Here is a 19,519-nt window from a genome sequence, read left to right on the forward strand (position 1 = left end):
CTATTCTGGCAGTGGCTGGGGCCGCGGGCGGACGAACAGCCAGGGGACGACGGCCGCGGCCAGCACGATCCCGCTGACGCCGAAGGCCCAGCCGAAGCCGACCGCGTCGGCGATCGCGCCGGCCAGCAGCGTCCCGGCGATGGAACCGAGGTCCGTGGCCATCGAGTACGTCGACAGCGCCTGCCCGCCGTTGCGGTTCGACCCGATCAGGTCGGCGAGCAGCGCCTGCGATGCCGGCGCGATGAACGCGGCGGAGGCGCCTCCGGCCAGGGACAGGACGAGGAAGAACGGAAGGGTGTCGAACCAGCCGATGGGCGCGGTGACGAGCGCCGCGAACAGCAGCCCGAGCATGATGAACGGCCGGCGACCGCGACGGTCGACCAGCCGCCCCGTCGCCTGCTGCGTGACCGCGTTGCCGAGCGCGAACAGCGTCAGCGCGATGCCCGCGGCGGCGGAACCGATCTCCGGGGCGGCCGCCGCGAGCAGCGGAAGCAGCGCGACGCGCACGCCGAAGTTCGTCCAGCCGTTGGCGAAGGCCGTCACCAGCAGCGCCCGGTACGCGGGCAGCCCGATGGCCTCGGCCAGCCGCATCCGCTCCTGCGGGTCGTCGCCCGTGGGGCGGCCGCCCGGGCCGCCGCGCAGCATCACCAGCACCACCAGCACCGCGGCGGCGATGGCGACGGCGTAGATGAAGAAGGGGAGCCGCATGCCGATGCCGGAGAGGAGGGAGCCGAGCGTCGGGCCCAGGATGTTGCCGAGCAGGAACGCGGTGCCGTAGAGCGACGAGGTCCGGCCACGCTGCGCGGGCGGTGAGAGCCGGACCAGCAGGCCCATCGACGAGACGGTGAACATCACCGACCCGATGCCCCCGATGCCGCGGAACAGCAGCAGCATCCAGTAGGTGTCGGCGAACCCGCACAGCGCGCTGCTGAGTGCGACGATGGTGAGGCCGAGCAGGTAGATGCGACGCTCGCCGAAGCGGGAGATCAGCGACCCACCGGCCGGCGCGAACACCAGCCGGACGAACGCGAAGATCGAGACGATGGCGGACGCCGCCATGACGCCGACGTCGAAGGACTGCGCGAACTGCGGCAGGATCGGCGCGACCAGCCCGTAGCCCAGGGCGATCAGGAACGCGGCTGCGACCAGGATCCAGATCTCCACCGGAACCCTTGTCGACGCACTTCGCACCGGCCCACCCTACGCCCTCCGCCCTCGGCCGCCCGAGGCGCGATGAGCACGACACACTTGTCATCGTCGCTGTCAACGGTCACACGGGCGCTTTAGTGCGATGAGCAGTGTGTCGTGCTCATCGCGGCCGACGGGGCGGGCGTCGCTAGAGTAGGGGCCATGATTGATCCCAAGTGGCTCCGCGTCGATCCCGACCGCGTCCGACGCTCCCAGGCCCTCCGTGGCGCCTCGGTCGAGCTCGTCGACGACCTGGTCGCAGCCGATGAGACCCGCCGCTCCTCCATCCTCGCCGCCGAGACGCTGCGCGCCGAGCAGAAGTCGCTCGGCAAGCTCGTCGCCCAGGCTAAGGGCGACGAGAAGGCCGTGCTTCTGGCCCGCACCAAGCAGCTGGCCACCGATGTGAAGGCCAGCCAGGCCGACGCCGCCGCTGCCGAGTCGCGCTTCGACGAGTTGATGAAGCAGGTCGGCAACCTCGTGATCGACGGCGTCCCCGAGGGCGGCGAGGACGAGGGCGTCATCATCGAGACGCACGGCACCCCGCGAGACTTCGCGGCCGAGGGCTTCGAGCCCAAGGATCACCTCGAGATCGGCGAGCGCCTCGGCGCCATCGACATGGAGCGCGGCACCAAGATCTCCGGGTCCCGCTTCTACGTCCTGACCGGCATCGGCGCCCAGCTCGAGATCGCGCTGCTCAACCTCGCCATGAACAAGGCCACCGAGTGGGGCTTCACCCCCATGATCCCGCCCGCGCTCGTGAAGCCCGAGGCCATGGACGGCACCGGCTTCCTCGGCCAGGCCGCGCAGGACGTGTACCGCCTCGAGGCCGACGACCTCTACCTCGTCGGCACCTCCGAGGTCGCGCTCGCCGCCTACCACTCCGGCGAGATCCTCGACGAGGCCACCCTGCCGCGCCAGTACGTCGCCTACTCGCCGTGCTTCCGTCGCGAGGCCGGCTCCTACGGCAAGGACACCCGCGGCATCTTCCGCGTGCACTGGTTCGACAAGGTCGAGATGTTCGTCCACTGCGATCCGGCCGACGCCGAGGACTGGCACCAGCGCCTGCTCGGCTACGAGAAGGAGTTCCTGCAGGCCCTCGAGGTGCCGTTCCAGGTCCTCGACGTCGCCTCGGGCGACCTCGGCCTCAGCGCCGCGCGCAAGTTCGACTGCTACGCCTGGCTGCCCACCCAGCAGCGCTACCGCGAGGTCACCTCGACCTCGAACTGCACCGAGTTCCAGGCCCGGAGGCTCAGCATCCGCGGCCGCTTCTCCGACGGTGTCCGCCCGGTCGCGACGCTGAACGGCACGCTCTGCGCCATGACCCGCATCATCATCATGCTGCTGGAGAACCACCAGCAGGCCGACGGTTCCGTGCGCGTCCCCGAGGCCCTGCGCCCCTACCTGGGCGGACGTGAGGTCCTCACCCCCGGAGCCTGATGTTGGAGCTACTGTAAAGCTACTCTAAAGCAGCGTTTACAGTAGCTTTACAGTAGCTCGAAACCCGCTGTGACAAGGTGTTTAGCTGCGTCCAGCGGCTAAGGCGAGCCGGCCGCTGCCCCGCAGTTCGACGCGGCCAGGCTCCGTGATGAGCGCCGCCTGCCCGTGGGGCAGCGTGATCTCCCGATCACCCGAGGCGACGACGAACTCGCCGTCCAGCACGACGACGATCGACGCCGATCCGGTCTCCACCGCCGCGTCCCCGTGCGCCAGCACGAGCTGGAAGCCGGCGGTCTCGGGCCGGTAGGCGACGGCCTTCCCGTCGAGGATCTCCGGCGCGAGCAGCGGGGCGGTCGCCCCGGTGAAGTCGAGGACCTGCAGCAGCTCGGCGCGGTCCACGTGCTTGGGCGTCAGCCCGCCGCGCAGCACGTTGTCGCTCGGGCCCATCAGCTCGACGCCGATGCCGCGCAGGTACGCATGCACGTTGCCGGCCGGCAGCCACAGGCACTCGCCGGCGGCCAGCGTCACGTGGTTCAGCAGCAGCGCCACCGCGATGCCCGGGTCGCCGGGGTAGCGGGCGGCCAGCCTGCCGGCGACCTCCAGGTCGTCAGACGCGATGGCCTGGCGGGACACCTCCTCAACGAGGACATCGACGTCCGCCCCGTGCGCCAGCAGCCAGGCGACCGCGTGGAAGAGGCCGTCCGGTGCGGCCAGGAGCTCGTGCAGCCGCGCCAGCGGGCCGGCCGCGTCGGGGTCGCAGCGGGCGAACAGCAGGTCGACGAGAGCGAGCGACTCGCCCACCGGGCGGAAACCGCACAGCGCCTCGAACCCGTCGGCAAGCGCGACGATCAGCTCCGGCTTGGAGAACGGGTCCTTGTAGTTGCGGTGCGGCGCGTCCAGCGGGATGCCGTGCGCGTTCTCCCGGGCGAACCCGGCGGCGGCCTGCGCGCTGGCGGGGTGGGCCTGGAGCGAGAGCGGCTCGGCGGCGGCAAGGATCTTCAGCAGGTAGGGCAGCTGGCCACCGCTGGCCTCCTCCCACCCGAGCAGGTCGGGCCACAGCGTCGGCTCGGCGAAGAGGCTCGGCGACGCGGGATGTGCCCCGAACCACAGCTCGGCCTCGACGGCGGCCGTGGCGGGCCAGCCGAGGGCGGCCGAAATGCCTCCGGGTACCCCCCACGCGTAGTCCCTCGGGGAGTTCGTGATGCGGTGGATGAGCACGGATCTCCTGAACGCCGTTCGTTCGGCACAGCCTAGCGGCGGACGAGCACTGCCCAGCCACTTGCCGCCGCCGCAGCGACTCCCCGAACGCTCGCGGTTCGGTCACCCGTCGTTCATCTGCTCATGGCAAGCTGGCGGAAGTAACTTGTCAGGAGGTCACATGACGTTCACACCGAAGCTGGTCGCGCTGGACATCGACGGCACGCTCGTCGACGGGTTCGGACACCTGCCGCGCGAGATCCACGAGGCCGTGCAGCGCGTCGTCGAGGCCGGAGTGCCTGTCGTGATGTCGACCGGGCGCTCGTGGCTCGGTGCGAAGGAGGTCCGCGACCAGCTGGGCCTGCCCGCGGGCTGGTCGGTGGTCTCCAACGGCGCCGTGGTCGTCACCGACCCGCCGTTCCGCATCATCCACGAGACAAGGTTCGACCCCTCCGATGTCGTCCGCCAGGTCGCCGAGCTCGCGCCCGACGCACGGATCGCGGTGCAGGACGGCGCGGACTGGCGCGTCAACCGCCACTTCCCCGACGGGGAGCTGACCGGTGTCGTCCACATCGAGACGATCGAGGAGCTGGCCTCCCGCCACGTGGCGCGCGTCGTCATCCGCCAGCCGGAGTCGTCCGAGGAGGTCTTCGCGGAACTCGTCGCGCGGCTGGGCCTGCAGGAGGTTGCCTACTTCGTCGGCTGGTCCGCCTGGCTGGACATCGCCCCGCGCGGGGTGGACAAGGCGCACGGCCTCGCCGTCGTCTGCGAGGCGCTCGGCATCGACAGGGTCGACGTGCTCGCCCTCGGCGACGGCCGCAACGACATCGAGATGCTCGAGTGGGCCGGACGTGGCGTCGCGATCGGCGACGCCGCGGACGAGGTCAAGGCTGCCGCCGACCACGTCACCGGAACGTTCCACGACCTCGGCACCGTCGAGGAGCTCGATCGCTGGTTCCTGGAGGACGCTCGCGCCGAGGCCTGCTGAGGCCGGACGTGCTGATGCCACCCAGGAGGCGGGGGGACCTGCCCGGGTGGCATCAGGTTTCTGTGGTCAGGCGGCCTCGACCTTGCGGGCGACTCCTGCCTTGACCTCGGCTGCGACGGCCATGATCTCCGCCGGGGCGGGGGTGACGCGGGTCCGGGGGCGAACCACGCCGTTCTCTTCCTCGATGCGTCGCAGGTGCCGCTTGACGGTGGACACCGAGCAGCCGACCTTCGACGCGATGACGCTCAGGGGCTGGTCGGGATTGGCCATCCGCATGCGGTGGATCTCGTAGCGGTCGAACTGACGACCCGAGTTGACGCCGGCGAACGTGTCCAGGTCGTCCGGCGTGACGTTGACGCCGAGCCGTGCCCGGATCTCCTGGCGCTGTCGCTTGGTGGTGCCCGCCACGAAACCGGAGACGTCGTACTTGCTGACCGCATCGGTGAGGCACTGGGCAAGCAGCGGGCATCCGGAACAGAGCTTCTCGGCCTGGGAGCGGAGCATCGCCTGCTCCCGACGGTCACCCCTGGTTGACGGGCTGGCGCTCTCGTCGAGGAGGGGGTGGAGGTAGATGTCCGAGTAGGTGACGCAGGGGGTGGCCGTGTCCGTCGTTGTCATGATCGTCTGCTCCCATTCGTTCGCCGAAGTGGCTGCACGTAAAGCGTCTCAAATCGATAACGGAATGGGCAGTGGGAACGGTGGGGGCACCTACCAGTTCTTTCTCGGTACCGGCTACCTATGCGCATGAGTAGGAAAGCTCAGCGGAAGCCAGGTATCTAAGCTCAAGCCTATTCGTAGTAGACGAGCTGACTAGGCGTTATGCGAGCTGTGAGGTGCGCGCCGCGTTTATTGTACTCATGGCGGTGTCAGCTGCCGGGGTGCGGGGTCCGGACGCCGAAATGAGGGCGACCGCTTTCGCGGACGCCCCCATTTCCGGTTCTGTGATCAGTCGGTGCCGGCGTCGAAGGCGGAGCGCAGTCCGGCCGCGTCCATGTCCTCGGTGGCCGATGCGGCGATGGTCTCGGCGATCGCCTTGGACTGCCCCTTGTCGATCGTGCCGAACAGCTCGGCCTGGGCACCGCCGAGGGTGCCCTGGGCCGCGTACAGCTCGAGCTTCTCGCGGGAGTCGGCGATGTCGAGGTTGCGCATCGTCAGCTGGCCGATGCGGTCGACGGGGCCGAACGCGGAGTCCTCGACGCGCTCCATGGACAGCTTCTCCGGCTGGTAGGAGAGGTTGGGGCCGCGGGTGTCGAGGATGGTGTAGTCGTCGCCGCGACGCAGGCGCAGCGTGACGTCGCCGGTGACGGCGGAGGCGACCCAGCGCTGCAGGGACTCGCGCAGCATCAGGGACTGCGGGTCGAGCCAGCGGCCTTCGTAGAGCAGACGGCCGAGGCGCAGGCCTTCGGAGCGGTAGTTCGCGAGCGTGTCCTCGTTGTGGATGGCCGACAGCAGGCGCTCGTAGGCGATCCACAGCAGGGCCATGCCGGGCGCCTCGTAGATGCCGCGGGACTTGGCCTCGATGATGCGGTTCTCGATCTGGTCGCTCATGCCGAGGCCGTGGCGCCCACCGATGCCGTTGGCCTCCATGACCAGGGCGACGGCGTCGTCGAAGCGCTTGCCGTTGATGGCCACCGGGCGGCCGAGCTCGAACGCGATGGTGACGTCCTCGGTCTCGATGCTGACCGACGGGTCCCAGTACTTGACGCCCATGATCGGCTCGACGGTCTCGAGGGAGACGCTGAGCTCCTCGAGGGTTTTGGCCTCGTGTGTCGCGCCCCAGATGTTCGCGTCGGTCGAGTACGCCTTCTCCTTGGAGTCGCGGTAGGGGAGGTCGCGCTCGGTGAGCCACTGGCTCATCTCGTCGCGGCCGCCGAGCTGCGTGACGAAGTCCTCGTCGAGCCATGGCTTGTAGATGCGCAGCTGCGGGTTCGCCATCAGGCCGTAGCGGTAGAACCGCTCGATGTCGTTGCCCTTGTAGGTGGACCCGTCGCCCCAGATGAAGACGTCGTCCTCGGCCATGGCGCGCACCAGCATCGTGCCGGTGACGGCGCGGCCGATCGGCGTGGTGTTGAAGTAGGCGCGGCCCGCCGACCGGATGTGGAAGGCGCCGCACGCCAGGGCGGAGAGGCCCTCCTCGACGAGCTGCGGGCGGCAGTCGACCAGGCGGGACAGCTCGGCGCCGTACTGCAGGGCGCGGCCGGGCACCGACGCGATGTCGGGCTCGTCGTACTGGCCGATGTCTGCGGTGTAGGTGCAGGGCACCGCGCCGGCCTCGCGCATCCACGCGACTGCCACCGAGGTGTCCAGACCACCCGAGAATGCGATGCCGACGCGCTCGCCGACCGGAAGTGAAGTCAAGACTTTGGACACGCGCGTCACTCTAGTTGATCCGTGCGCCGTGCCGACGGGCGCATCGCCGACCGGCCAGGGGCGAAGGCGGTTGCCACGGGGGCTCCGGGGTAGACTGCACGCGGATATGACCACTTGGCCGAGGAGAAGGGGCCCCGACACGTGTCTTTGGCGCAGATCGCCCAGGAAGCTGGGCTGCCCAGGGTCGGTGCCCGACCACCGCTTTTCCGCTATCTCGGCGAGGTGTGGCAGCGTCGCGAGTTCATCGCCACCATGGCCCGCTTCCGGATGCGCTCCGAGGTCGAGGGAAACCGCCTCGGAGTCGTCTGGATCGTCCTGCGGCCGCTGCTGAACGCCCTGATCTACGGCCTGATCTTCGGCCTGCTGCAGGGCAACAGCCGGCCTGAGGGGTACGCGGCCTACGTCGTGGTCGGCGTCTTCATCTTCGAGTTCTTCACTGGCTGCTTCAACGACGGGTCGAAGTCGATCTCCGGCAACCGCAACCTCGTGCAGTCGCTGAACTTCCCGCGCATGACCCTGCCTCTCGCGACGGTCGTCCAGCGCTTCCTCAGCCTGTGTATCACGCTCGTGGTGTTGGTGCCCATCCTGGCGATCTTCGGCCACTACCCCCGCTGGGAGTGGCTGCTGATGATCCCGCTGCTCGCGCTGTACACGCTGTTCAACACCGGCATCGCGTTCATCACCGCCCGCCTGACGGTGCACGTCGCGGACCTGACGCAGCTGCTGCCGTTCGTCAGCCGCATCATCTTCTACACCTCCGGTGTGCTGTTCAACGTCAAGACGATCCTCGAGCATCACCATGCGATCCTGGCGCTGTACGACTACCACCCGATCTACCAGGTGCTCCAGATCTCGCGGAGCATCCTCGTGGAGAGCGGCAGCTACCCCCTGCACTACTGGCCGATGCTCGCCGGCATCTCCGTGGCGACCCTCGTGGTGGGAGTGCTGTTCTTCTGGAGCGCCGAGGAGCGTTATGGTCGCGATTGACAAGCTGCCGGACCGCGGTGCCCCCGTCGTCGTGGTCGACGACCTGCACGTGAAGTACCGCGTGTACGCAACCGGCCGGGCCGCCAAGGATCGCAGCGGACTGCTGGCCAAGACCCGCGGCATCCGCGAGGTGCACGCGCTCAAGGGCGTCTCCTTCGTCGCCTACGAGAACGAGTCCATCGGCGTCATCGGCTCGAACGGCTCCGGAAAGTCGACGCTGATGCGCGCCCTCACCGGCCTCACGCCCCCGGCCGCCGGCGCGGTGTACGCCCGCTCGCGCCCCAACCTGCTGGGCGTCGGCGCCGCGCTGCTGCCCAACCTGTCCGGTACCCGCAACATCGTGCTGGGCGGCCTCGCGCTGGGTTACACCCGGTCCGAGGTGAAGGAACTCGAGCCGGGCATCGTCGAGTTCGCCGAGTTGGGCGAGTCCATCGACCTGCCCATGCGCACGTACTCCTCCGGCATGCAGGCGCGGCTGAAGTTCTCCATCGCTGCGGCCCGCCAGCACGACATCCTCATCATCGACGAGGCCCTGGCCGTCGGCGACCGCCGGTTCCGGAAGCGCTCGGAGGCCCGGATCCGGGAGATCGCGGAGACCGCGGGCACGATCTTCCTCGTCTCGCACTCCATGGGGTCGATCCGCGACACCTGTCAGCGGACCATCTGGCTCAACAAGGGCACGCTCATGATGGACGGCCCGACCGACGAGGTCATCGAGGCGTACGAGGCGACCAGGAAGTGACCGACGACCTGCCCCGCCCCGCGTCTCCGACCCTGGAGGAGCTGCGCCGCGTCGTGCAGCCCGACGCCGTGATGAGCCGCGCCATCGCGGAGCACTGGACCGGCACGCTGTACATGCGTCGCCTGTCGGTGCACCTCACCTGGCTGCTGGTCCGCACGCCCATCAGCGCCAACGGCGTCACCTTCCTCATGATCGTCGCCGGCTTCCTGGCCGGCCCCGCCCTGCTGCTGCCCGGCATCTGGGGCCCGCTGCTGGCGGCGCTGCTCGCGCAGTTCCAGATGTTCCTCGACTGCTCCGACGGTGAGGTCGCCCGCTGGCGGCAGACGATGAGCCCGAAGGGGATCTTCCTCGACCAGATCGGGCACTACACCGCCGAGGGCTCCATCGGCCTGTTCCTCGGCATCAAGGCCGCCGGCCTCCTCGCCGCGGGGGACGCAGCGACGGTGACCGACTGGCAGTTCGCGTTCCTCGGCGCCATCCTGATGGGCGGCATCTGGTTCAACAAGGCCCTTAACGCCATGGTGGTCCTCGCCCGGACCAACTCCGGCCTGGAGAAGCTGCCCGACACCCATGCCGTGCGCCAGATCACCGGCTCCGGGGCGATGGCCATGCTGCGCCGCGTCGCCCGGTTCGTGCCGTTCCACCGCATCTTCCACTCCATCGAGCTGACCCTGGTGTCGCTGGTCGTCGGCGTCGTCGCGCTGTTCTTCGCCGACCCGTCGGTCGTCTGGCGCGCCTACGTCGTCGCCCTGACCGTCCTGATCTGGGTCGTCGTCGTCGGGCACTTCGTGGCGATCTGGAAGTCCCCGAGGCTGCGCGCATGATCGCCGGGCTGCCGACGTTCGGTGTCGTCATGCTCACGATGGGCCGGCGACCCGAGGGCCTGGTGCGGGCCATCGACTCCGTGCTGATGCAGACCGGGGTCACCACCGACATCGTCGTCGTCGGCAACGGCTGGGACCCCGTCGGGCTCCCCGAGGGCGTGAAGGGGCACCACCTCCACTCCAACCTCGGCATCCCCGCCGGGCGCAACGCCGGCGTGCCGGACGTCACCGGCGAGTTCCTCTTCTTCCTCGACGACGACTGCGCCCTGCTCGATGAGGGGCACCTCGCCGAGTGCGCACGACGCTTCCAGGCCAACCCGAAGCTCGGCATGATCCAGCCCCGCATGGTGGACCCGGAGAACCCCGGCGACGAGCCGGGCCGCTGGGTTCCGCGGATGCGCAAGGGGGAGGCGACCGACTCCGGCCCCGCCTTCTCGGTCATGGAGGCCGCCGTCGTGCTCCGGCGCGACGTCTTCGACGCCACCGGCGGCTGGCCCGGCACCTTCTTCTACGCGCACGAGGGCATCGAGCTCGCCTGGCGCGTCTGGGACCAGGGGATGCGCACCGAGTACCACGGCGACCTGCGCGCCGCCCACCCCGTCGTGCACCCGACCCGGCACGACGAGTACTACTTCATGAATGCCCGCAACCGCGTCTGGCTCGCCCGCCGCTGCCTGCACTGGCCCTTCTCGTGGGCCTACGTCGGCACCTGGACGATCGTGCAGCTGGTGCGGGAGCGCGACCTGCATGCCCTGCGGACCTGGTGGTCGGGCTGGATCGACGGCTGGCGGTCGTCGCCGTGGGGAGACGGACCGCGGCCCCGCAAGCTGCGGTGGTCGACGATCTGGGAGATGACCCGCCACGGGCGTCCCCCGGTCGTGTAGACAGGCAATGAAGCAACGATGCTGACCAGGATCAGATCAGGAGAGGGACCCAACCGATGAAGGGAATCATCCTCGCGGGCGGCTCGGGCACGCGCCTGCACCCGCTGACACTCGGCGTGTCGAAGCAGCTCATGCCCGTCTACGACAAGCCGATGATCTACTACCCGCTGACCACGCTGATGCTGGCGGGGATCCGCGAGGTGCTCGTCATCACGACTCCGCACGACCAGGCGGGTTTCCAGCGGCTGCTCGGCGACGGGTCGCAGTACGGCATCGAGATCAGCTACGCCGTGCAGGAGGTCCCCAACGGGCTGGCCCAGGCGTTCGTGATCGGCGCGGACTTCGTCGGCGACGACTCGGTCGCGCTCGTGCTCGGCGACAACCTGTTCTACGGGCCCGGCCTCGGGTCGCAGCTGCGCCGGTTCGGCGAGATCGACGGCGGCGCCGTCTTCGCGTACTGGGTCGCCGACCCCACCGCTTACGGCGTCGTCGAGTTCGACGCGGACCACCGCGCCGTCTCGATCGAGGAGAAGCCGGCCGAGCCCAAGAGCAATTACGCGGTGCCGGGCCTCTACTTCTACGACAACGACGTGATCGCCATCGCCCGCGACCTCGAGCCGTCGGCGCGCGGCGAGTACGAGATCACCAGCGTCAACGCCGAGTACCTGAGCCGCGGCAAGCTGGGCGTGCAGATCCTGCCTCGCGGCACCGCCTGGCTCGACACCGGCACGTTCGACTCGCTGCTCGACGCCTCCGACTTCGTCCGCACCATCGAGCACCGCCAGGGCATGAAGATCGGCTGCCCGGAGGAGGTCGCCTGGCGCAACGGCTGGCTGACCGACGACGAACTCACCGCCATCGCGACCCCGCTCACCAAGTCCGGCTACGGCGACTACCTGCTCCAGCTCATCGCAAGAGGAAAAGACAAGTGAACAAGATCCTGGTCACCGGCGGAGCCGGATTCATCGGCGCCAACTTCGTGCACCATCTGATGGCGCACACCGACGCCTCCGTCGTCGTGCTCGACAAGCTCACCTACGCCGGCAACGAGGCGTCGCTCGCCGACGTGCCCGCCGGCCGGATGGAGTTCGTGCACGGCGCGATCGAGGACGCCGAGCTGGTCGACCGGCTTGTGGCAGGGGTCGACGCCGTCGTCCACTTCGCCGCCGAGTCGCACAATGACAACTCGCTGAGCAACCCGCGTCCCTTCCTCGACACCAACATCGTCGGCACCTACACGATCCTGGAGGCCGTCCGGAAGCACGGCGTCCGGCTGCACCACATCTCGACCGACGAGGTCTACGGCGACCTCGAGCTCGACGATCCCGCGAAGTTCAGCGAGACCACCCCGTACAACCCGTCGAGCCCCTACTCGGCGACCAAGGCCGGCAGCGACCTGCTCGTGCGCGCCTGGGTCCGGTCCTTCGGCGTTCAGGCCACCATCTCGAACTGCTCGAACAACTACGGCCCCTACCAGCACGTCGAGAAGTTCATCCCCCGCCAGATCACCAACGTGATCCGCGGCGTGCGGCCCAAGCTCTACGGGACCGGCGAGAACGTCCGCGACTGGATCCACACCGACGACCACAGCTCGGCCGTGCTGCGCATCCTCGAGCGCGGCGAGATCGGGCAGACCTACCTCATCGGCGCCAACGGCGAGCGCAACAACAAGGACGTCATCGAGGACATCCTCGTCCTGATGGGGCAGCCCCGGGACTCCTACGACCACGTCTCCGACCGCCCCGGCCACGACCTGCGCTACGCGATCGACGCGACCCGGCTGCGCACCGAGCTCGGCTGGGAGCCCGCCTACACGGACTTCGAGGCCGGCCTCAAGGCCACGATCGACTGGTATGTCGCGAACGAGGCCTGGTGGGCCCCGCAGAAGGACGAGACCGAGGCCAAATACGCCAAGGTGGGCCGATGACGACGCTCGGGCAGCCGCTCAGCATCGAGACCACGCCTATCGACGGCCTGCTCGTCGTCCGGCTCCAGCTGCACGGCGACGCACGCGGCTGGTTCAAGGAGCACTGGCAGCGCGAGAAGATGGTGGCCCTCGGCCTGCCCGACTTCGGGCCGGTGCAGCAGAACGTGTCCTTCAACGCCCCCGTCGGCGTCACGCGCGGTCTGCACGCCGAACCGTGGGACAAGTACGTCTCCGTCGCGAACGGCCGTGCCTTCGGGGCCTGGGTCGACCTGCGTGAGGGAGACGGGTTCGGCACCACGTTCCACCTCGAGCTCGCCCCCGACGTCGCCGTCTTCGTCCCCCGCGGTGTCGCGAACGGCTTCCAGACGCTCGAGGAGAACGTCAACTACATGTACCTCGTGAACGACCACTGGTCGCCCGAGGCTCGCTACGCACTCGTCAACGTCGCAGATCCGACGGCGGACGTCCCGTGGCCGATTCCGCTCGCCGAGGCCGTCGTCTCCGACAAGGACCTCGGCCACCCGATGCTCGACGCGGTGACGCCCGTCCGGGCTCGCGAGACTCTCGTGATCGGCGCCGACGGCCAGCTGGGCCGGGCGCTCCGCGAACAGCTGGGCGAGGTCGGCGTGCGTTACGTCGACCGGGACGAGTTCGACATGACCGACCCGGCCGTGGTCGCGGGCTACGACTGGCGCACCATCGCCACCGTCATCAACGCGGCCGCCTTCACGGCCGTCGACGCGGCCGAGACGCCCGAGGGCCGCCGGGCCGCGTGGGCAGTCAACGCCACCGCCCAGCGGGACCTGGCGCTGGCCTGCCTCCGTCACGACCTCACCTTCGTGAGCGTGTCCACCGACTATGTCTTCGACGGGACGACCGCCGACCACGGCGAGGGCGAGCAGCTCGCGCCCATGAGCGTCTACGGCGCCTCGAAGGCCGCCGGCGAGCTGATCGTCAGCATGGTGCCCCGCCACTACCTGGTGCGGACCTCGTGGGTGGTCGGGGACGGTGCCAACTTCGTCGCCACGATGGCCAGGCTGGCCAAGGGCGGCGTCGACCCCACGGTCGTCGACGACCAGCACGGCCGCCTGACCTTCGCCGACGACCTCGCGGCGGCCATCCTCCACCTCCTGCGCGCGGAGGCCGAGTTCGGCACGTACAACTTCTCCAACAGCGGACCCGTCGGCACCTGGTGCGACGTGGCCCGCGCCACCTTCGAGCTCGTCGGGGAGGATGCCGACCGCGTCACTCCGGTGACCACCGAGCAGTACCTGAGCGGCCAGCCGGCCGACCGGCTGGTGGCCCCGCGGCCTGTCAACAGCACGTTCGACCTGGCGAAGATCGAATCAACCGGCCTTGTCATCCCGGATTGGCTGGTGCGGCTGCGCGATAGGCTCTTAGCAGACTGACGGCGCAGGGGACCCTTCAGCGTTCCTGAACGTGGGCTCGACGATATGGAAACGGGCGACGTTCACGGTAACGTGACCCCGGCATGACCTCGAGAGTGAAGGTGGGGACACATGGAGGCGCAGACGTCAGGAGGCCTGCGACGATGGGCCAAGCGGCTGACCGTCGGACTGATCAGCGGTGCGCTGTTGGCCACCTCGGCCTCGTTGGCGGTCGCTGACCCGACCCCGGCACCCACGCCCACGCTGGGGGCGGCTGCACCCGCTGCGGCCGTCGGGAACGTGACCATCAGCATGCCGACCGCCCAGTACGTGGGCGTGAAGAGCTACGCCACCGGCAGGGTGAGCGGCTTCACCGGCCAGGTGACGGTCAAGGCGCAGGTCTACGTCGACGGCGCCTGGAAGAGCGGCACCCCGGTCACGGTCGCCGAGGGCGGCGCCTACAAGCTGCTGCTGTCGACGGGCACGCACACCAAGGGGTCCTGGAAGTGGCGGGTCACCGCCTCGGATGCGGCCGGCACCACTGCGACGACCGACACCCACACGATCAAGCGCGTCGCGACCCCCCGCGTCACCGCCTCGACCACCCGCTACCGGGCCGTCGGGTCGACGGTGAAGCTGACGGGCAAGCTGAAGGGATTCCTGCCGGGCAAGGTGACCATCGAGTCGCAGGTGCGGGTCAACGGGGCCTGGAAGACGCTCTCGAAGTCGACCACCTCATCGACGAGCTACTCCATCTCTGCGCAGTACAGGACCGGCACGCTGGCCACCAACAAGTTCCGGGTCCGCGCGACCCAGTCGCCGACGACCGTCGGCTCCGACTCGGTCAAGGTCACCCGCGTCCCCAAGAAGTCCGCCAGCATCAACAAGGACCGCGTCAAGCTGCTCGGCGCCTCCACCTACGCCACCGGCACCGTGAAGGGCTATTCCGGCAAGGTCACTGTCGCCGCCCAGGTCCGCTCGCACGGTAAGTGGGTCACGAAGGCGAAGAAGACCGTCTCCGCGAAGTACAACGGCACGAAGTACTCGCTGCCGCTGACGTACCGGGAGGATCACACCGGCACCGTGAAGTGGCGCGTGCTGGTCACGCAGGGCTCGTCGCGCACCGGGTCGTCCAGCATGAAGATCACCCGCACGCTCAAGGGCATCGACAGCCGCTGCCTCACAGGGAGGGTGCTGTGCATCTCCAAGGATGACCATAAGCTCCGGTGGATGATCGACGGCAAGATCGTCACGACCCTCGACGCCCGCTTCGGCGCCTCCTCCTCGCCGACCCGCAACGGCTCCTTCACGGTGTTCCGCAAGTCGCGTGACCACGTCTCGTCGATCTACGGGTCGTCGATGCCCTTCGCGATGTTCTTCTCCGGCGGCCAGGCCGTCCACTACTCGGCCGACTTCGCGGCCCGCGGCTACGCCGGTGCCTCGCATGGCTGCGTGAACATCCGCGACTACGCGGCCATCAAGGCCCTGTTTGACAAGGTGAGGCTCGGCGACAAGGTCGTCGTCTACAACTGACGATCGGCTGAACGAAGAACTGCCCCGGAGCATCGCTCCGGGGCAGTTGTCGTCTGTGGCCCGGGTCAGTTCTTCCGGCCGCGGATCTGCTTCACGAGGTAGCGTCCCGGTCGCGTGGAGGCGACCCGGGAGGCGGCCTTCCTCCACAGCGGACGCTGTGCCCGGGAGAGGGACCGCTTGGCGGTGTCGCGCTCCTTGACGGCCGCGTCTCTCTTCTTCAGGGCGGCGGCACGGCCCTTCCTGGCCGCGTCGCGTTCCCCGGCAGTCGTCTCCACGTCCTTGAGGGCGGCGTCACGCTGCCGGACGGCGGCGGTGCGCTCGCGCTGCACGATGGCGAGGTCCGCCTCCTGGGCGGTGGCCCTCCTCGCCGCGAGCTCGGTCGGGGTGGCGGCGTCGGCGAGCGCGATGGAGCGGCGGATGTTCTCCTCGGCCAGGATGGCCAGGCGCTCGCCGGTGCCGGCCGCCTTCGCGATGGTCTCGTCGCTCAGGGCGGACCGGACGGCGGCGTCGAGGTCGTCGATGTTGACCTTGAGCGGCATGCCGTCGTCCCAGGCCTCCGAGTAGACGTCGACCTTGCCGCGGGCAAGGCTGATGCGCGGAACGTCGTACGCGCAGGCCACGATGCGGCCGTGCAGCGATGCGCCGAACCAGAGGGTCGCGCGTCGGATCTCGTCCACGATGTCCCACGGGCGTCGGGAGATGTCCAGGATCTCGATGTCGCGTCCCGGATCCTGTTCGAGGATGCGGTCGCGGATCTGGCTGTACTCCTCGGGGGAGTCGTGACCGGCGGCGAGGCCTGCGTAGATCATGCGCAGGGGGAAGGGCTTCAGGGCCTCGGAGGCGGCGATGGCGTCGGCGTAGCGGGTGAGACCGATCGACTTGATCTGGGCCTGGTTGACCTGTACGAGGACGTAGCCGCTGCCCTCCTCGTCGGCGGGCCTGGGGTGCATGTGGCGGATGGTGTGGACGAGGTCGGGCGCCAGGGTGTGCTCGATGCCGCCGCCGTCCAGGGTCTCGCTCGCGCGCGGATCCCGCACGGACACGGCGGTCGCCTCACGCAGCACGCGGAGCACCTGGGCCCGACGGTCGGTGGAGGCCTTCGCGATTCCCGAGATACCGATCGAGTTGATGACAGTGGGGGTCAGGACGTTGAGCGGGAAGGCCGACAGCCGCGGCATGTAGGGCGTCTCCACGTGAGTGCCGCCCATCACCTGACGACGGATCTCCGTCTTCCTGGCCCCGTCGGCCGCCTTGTACTCGGCGAAGAGTTCCGGGGCGACCGACCAGCGCATCGCGCCCTCGGTGGTGATGGCGCCCGCTTCCCCGCCGACGCTCCACACCAGGTCGAAGCGCTCCCTCTCCAGGCAGTCCACGAAGCGCTCGACCGAGCGGTCGAGCAGTTCGGTCATGTCGGCGGCGAAGGGCGCGGCGGCGACGGAATCGTAGCCCGCCTCGGCCAGGTAGTGCTCCGTCACGAGGAGGAAGAGTTCATCGCCGAAGTTGTCACGCTCATACGCTCCGACGAGCAGAGCGCGTTTACGCGGTACAGACGTCGTGGGGGGCTGGCCAGCCATCATGTCTCCTTCTGGGGACCGGGGTTGAGGTCAGGCCGCACTCTGGCCGCCAAGGAACCGAGAAGCAATGCTACCGGCGCTGGGACGTGATGGCCTGATCGGGCCTGCGGCGTCCCGAGGTCAACCGAAACGGACCTGTTCCGACCGTGCCCGCTCGATCAGCGAGGCGATGGCCAGGCAGTCGGCCCGCCGCAGCTTGAACGACTCCCGCGACCCGTCGCGGATCATGGAGACGAACTCGGCCAGCTCGTAGCGCAGGCCGTCGCCGTCGAACTTGTAGTAGTACTTCCGGTTGTCCCGCGGATCCTCGAATCGCGTCTCGAAGTACTCCGTCAGCCACCACGGCGCCGGGACGTAGAGGTAGCCGCGGGTACCTGCGACGACCAGCTCTCCCTCGGCCTTGACGCCGAGGCCGACCTTCGCCGTCGCGATGGCGTCGGGATAGTCGACGTCGATGCGGGCGAACTGGTCGACGGCGCTGTCCTCGGGCTGGAAGACGCGGGTGGTGACGGCCGACGGCGAGTCGCCGAGCAGCTTGGTGATGGCGAGCAGCGGGTAGGAGGCCAGCTCGGAGATGGCGCCGCCGTCGGGGCCCTTCAGCTCCCGGCCGCCCTTCACGAGCTTGGTGAAGGTTGCGTCGACCGAGCGGATCGCCCCGATGGTGCCGCCGCGTGCGATGGCCACCATGCGCTGGAAGCCGGGGGAGAAGGCCGTCTTGAGGGCCTCGAGCAGGATCAGGTCCTTCTCGTCGGCGAGCGCGTAGACCTCCTCCAGGTCGGCGCGGTTGAGCGCGATGGGCTTCTCGCACAGGACGTGCACCCCCGCAGCCAGGGCCTTGCGGGCCAGGTCGACGTGCGTTCCGTGCGGGGTCGCGATGTAGACCGCCTCGACGTGCTCCAGCAGGTCCTCGAGGTTCTCGTTGGCCCACTGCAGTTCGAAATCCTCGGCGAACTCGATCGCGCGGGCGTGGCGGCGGCTCCACACGGCCTCGACGTTGACGCCGGAGACGAACTTCGACTCCCGGACGAAGCGCGACGCGATCCGGCCTGAGCCGAGGACGCCCAGCCGGATGACCCCGCCCCCGTTGACCTCGCGCAGCTTCGTGCTGGAGATGCCCTTGGTGCGATCGAGGTACACCACGTCGCAGTAGTCACGCAGATAGTCGAACTTGCCGACCCAGTCGGAGCCGATCGCGAAGACGTCGACCGCGTAGCGCTGGATGTCGTGGATCTTCTGGCCCTCGTACTCCTCGACGATGACCTCGTCGGCGAGCCCGGAGGCCGTGACATTGCGGATGCGCTCCACCAGGGACTGCGCGACGTTCAGCTTGCCTCGGGAGTCGTCGTAGGCGTCGGAGGTGACGCCGACGATGAGGTGGTCCCCCAGTTCCCGTGCCCGTTCGAGGAGTCGACGGTGGCCCTCGTGGAAGAGGTCGAACGTTCCGTAGGTGATGACCCTCGTCACTGGGGGCTGCCTGCCTTTCTCGGTGTGCGGTCGGGGCGCTCAGTGCACCAGGACGATCTTGCCCACGTTGTCGCCGCCGACCAACTGCTCGTGCGCCCTGCGCACGTCATCGAACGGGATGCGGGTCTCGGGGGAGAGACGGATGCGCCCGTCGCCGAGCATCGGCCACACCTCCTGCTCGACGCGTCGGCAGATCGCAGCCTTGGCGCCGAGGGGCTTGAAGCGCAGCGAGGTGGCCGTCACCATGGCCTGCTTGCTCAGCAGCAGCCCGATGTTCAGCGTGCCCTTCACGCCGCCCTGCATGCCGATGATGACCAGCCGGCCGCCAGGCTTCAGCGCCTTCACGTTCAGCTCGAGGTACTTCGCGCCGATGATGTCGAGGATGACATCGGCGCCGCCGGTGGCCTCCTTGAGTTCGGCGACCCAGTCGCCGTGGTAGTCGAACGAGAATGATGCTCCGTGCTCGAGGCTGTGGCGGACCTTGTCCAGGCTGCCTGCGGTCGAGACCGCCGTGGCGCCGAGTGCCCTGGCGTACTGAGTCGCGAACGTGCCGATGCCTCCGGCCCCACCGTGCACGAGGAACACTTCGCCGGCGGAGAGCCGTCCGACCTCGAGGTTGGACACGACCGTGGCGGCGACCTCCAGGACCCCGGCGGCGGACACGAGGTCGACGCCCGGCGGGGGCGGGACCAGCTGACCCTCGGGTGCGATGAAGAACTCGGCGTAGCCGCCGCCGGCCAGGAGCGCGACGACCTCGTCGCCCTTCTTCCAGCGGGTGACGGCGGCCCCGACCTCCTCCACGACGCCGGAGGCCTCGAGACCGATGATGTCGGTGACACCCTTCGGCGGCGGGTAGTGACCCTGCCGCTGCAGCACGTCGGCGCGGTTCACGCCCGACGCGACCGTCCGCACCAGGACCTCACCCGGCCCGGGGCGGGGCGTCTCCACCTCGCCGATGGTCAGAGCGTCGACGTCTCCGGGGGTCTCCACGATCACAGCTCGCATGGGGCCAGCCT

The 19,519-nt window shown here is 69.1% G+C and carries 17 protein-coding genes; 10 read left to right on the forward strand and 7 right to left on the reverse strand.

What is annotated here, in order from left to right; genetic code table 11:
• Positions 1 to 1,164 (reverse strand): MFS transporter, encoded by a 1,164-nt coding sequence (locus tag KDB89_RS01170; protein WP_219082740.1) that lies wholly within the window; start codon positions 1,162 to 1,164, stop codon positions 1 to 3.
• A 186-nt stretch (positions 1,165 to 1,350) separates the two neighbouring features.
• On the opposite strand from KDB89_RS01170, the gene serS reads away from it, so the two are divergent.
• Positions 1,351 to 2,625, forward strand: a complete 1,275-nt coding sequence (gene serS / locus KDB89_RS01175) for a serine--tRNA ligase (protein ID WP_219082742.1) — start codon at positions 1,351 to 1,353, stop codon at positions 2,623 to 2,625.
• 81 nt (positions 2,626 to 2,706) lie between these two features.
• On the opposite strand, the gene manA is transcribed toward serS, so the two are convergent.
• Complete coding sequence (gene manA, locus KDB89_RS01180; protein ID WP_219082744.1) at positions 2,707 to 3,843, reverse strand: mannose-6-phosphate isomerase, class I; 1,137 nt, start codon at positions 3,841 to 3,843, stop codon at positions 2,707 to 2,709.
• Between the two features lie 178 nt (positions 3,844 to 4,021).
• Between manA and KDB89_RS01185 the strand changes: the two genes are divergently transcribed.
• Positions 4,022 to 4,810, forward strand: coding sequence for an HAD family hydrolase (locus KDB89_RS01185; RefSeq protein WP_219084154.1), 789 nt, complete (start codon positions 4,022 to 4,024; stop codon positions 4,808 to 4,810).
• Between the two features lie 66 nt (positions 4,811 to 4,876).
• Here KDB89_RS01185 and KDB89_RS01190 read toward each other — a convergent pair whose 3' ends face one another.
• Positions 4,877 to 5,428, reverse strand: a complete 552-nt coding sequence (locus KDB89_RS01190; RefSeq protein WP_219082746.1) for a WhiB family transcriptional regulator — start codon at positions 5,426 to 5,428, stop codon at positions 4,877 to 4,879.
• A 327-nt stretch (positions 5,429 to 5,755) separates the two neighbouring features.
• The gene (gene argG / locus KDB89_RS01195) at positions 5,756 to 7,180 is read right to left on the reverse strand and encodes an argininosuccinate synthase (RefSeq protein WP_439654861.1); all 1,425 of its coding nucleotides are present in this window, start codon (positions 7,178 to 7,180) and stop codon (positions 5,756 to 5,758) included.
• A 141-nt stretch (positions 7,181 to 7,321) separates the two neighbouring features.
• Here argG and KDB89_RS01200 point away from each other — a divergent pair, with 141 nt between their 5' ends.
• From KDB89_RS01200 to KDB89_RS14540, 8 genes are all read left to right on the forward strand, one after another.
• Positions 7,322 to 8,167 carry an ABC transporter permease gene (locus KDB89_RS01200; protein ID WP_219082750.1) on the forward strand — a complete coding sequence of 282 codons (846 nt, stop codon included), beginning with the start codon at positions 7,322 to 7,324 and terminating at the stop codon, positions 8,165 to 8,167.
• Complete coding sequence (locus tag KDB89_RS01205; RefSeq protein WP_219082752.1) at positions 8,154 to 8,909, forward strand: ABC transporter ATP-binding protein; 756 nt, start codon at positions 8,154 to 8,156, stop codon at positions 8,907 to 8,909. The genes KDB89_RS01200 and KDB89_RS01205 overlap by 14 nt, the downstream gene beginning before the upstream one ends.
• Positions 8,906 to 9,733 carry a CDP-alcohol phosphatidyltransferase family protein gene (locus KDB89_RS01210; protein WP_219082754.1) on the forward strand — a complete coding sequence of 276 codons (828 nt, stop codon included), beginning with the start codon at positions 8,906 to 8,908 and terminating at the stop codon, positions 9,731 to 9,733. The genes KDB89_RS01205 and KDB89_RS01210 overlap by 4 nt, the downstream gene beginning before the upstream one ends.
• The gene (locus KDB89_RS01215; protein WP_219082756.1) at positions 9,730 to 10,617 is read left to right on the forward strand and encodes a glycosyltransferase family 2 protein; all 888 of its coding nucleotides are present in this window, start codon (positions 9,730 to 9,732) and stop codon (positions 10,615 to 10,617) included. Before KDB89_RS01210 ends, KDB89_RS01215 begins: the two co-directional genes overlap by 4 nt.
• A 56-nt stretch (positions 10,618 to 10,673) precedes the next feature.
• Entirely contained in the window at positions 10,674 to 11,549 is an 876-nt protein-coding gene (rfbA, locus tag KDB89_RS01220; RefSeq protein WP_219082758.1) for a glucose-1-phosphate thymidylyltransferase RfbA, read from the forward strand.
• Complete coding sequence (rfbB, locus tag KDB89_RS01225; protein WP_219082760.1) at positions 11,546 to 12,544, forward strand: dTDP-glucose 4,6-dehydratase; 999 nt, start codon at positions 11,546 to 11,548, stop codon at positions 12,542 to 12,544. Before rfbA ends, rfbB begins: the two co-directional genes overlap by 4 nt.
• Entirely contained in the window at positions 12,541 to 13,953 is a 1,413-nt protein-coding gene (locus tag KDB89_RS01230; RefSeq protein WP_219082762.1) for a sugar nucleotide-binding protein, read from the forward strand. The genes rfbB and KDB89_RS01230 overlap by 4 nt, the downstream gene beginning before the upstream one ends.
• 111 nt (positions 13,954 to 14,064) lie before the next feature.
• Positions 14,065 to 15,465, forward strand: a complete 1,401-nt coding sequence (locus KDB89_RS14540; RefSeq protein WP_255556093.1) for a L,D-transpeptidase — start codon at positions 14,065 to 14,067, stop codon at positions 15,463 to 15,465.
• Between the two features lie 65 nt (positions 15,466 to 15,530).
• On the opposite strand, the gene KDB89_RS01240 is transcribed toward KDB89_RS14540, so the two are convergent.
• The 3 genes from KDB89_RS01240 to KDB89_RS01250 form a co-directional block, all read right to left on the reverse strand.
• Entirely contained in the window at positions 15,531 to 17,039 is a 1,509-nt protein-coding gene (locus KDB89_RS01240) for a polysaccharide pyruvyl transferase family protein (protein WP_219082764.1), read from the reverse strand.
• A 120-nt stretch (positions 17,040 to 17,159) separates the two neighbouring features.
• A complete protein-coding gene (locus KDB89_RS01245) occupies positions 17,160 to 18,503 on the reverse strand; it encodes a Gfo/Idh/MocA family oxidoreductase (RefSeq protein ID WP_219082767.1) in 1,344 nt (447 codons plus the stop codon).
• A gap of 39 nt (positions 18,504 to 18,542) precedes the next feature.
• Positions 18,543 to 19,508 (reverse strand): NAD(P)H-quinone oxidoreductase, encoded by a 966-nt coding sequence (locus KDB89_RS01250; RefSeq protein ID WP_219082768.1) that lies wholly within the window; start codon positions 19,506 to 19,508, stop codon positions 18,543 to 18,545.
• Positions 19,509 to 19,519 lie beyond the last annotated feature (11 nt).

This window comes from Tessaracoccus palaemonis, assembly GCF_019316905.1.
GTDB classification, from domain to species: Bacteria; Actinomycetota; Actinomycetes; order Propionibacteriales; family Propionibacteriaceae; genus Arachnia; species Arachnia palaemonis.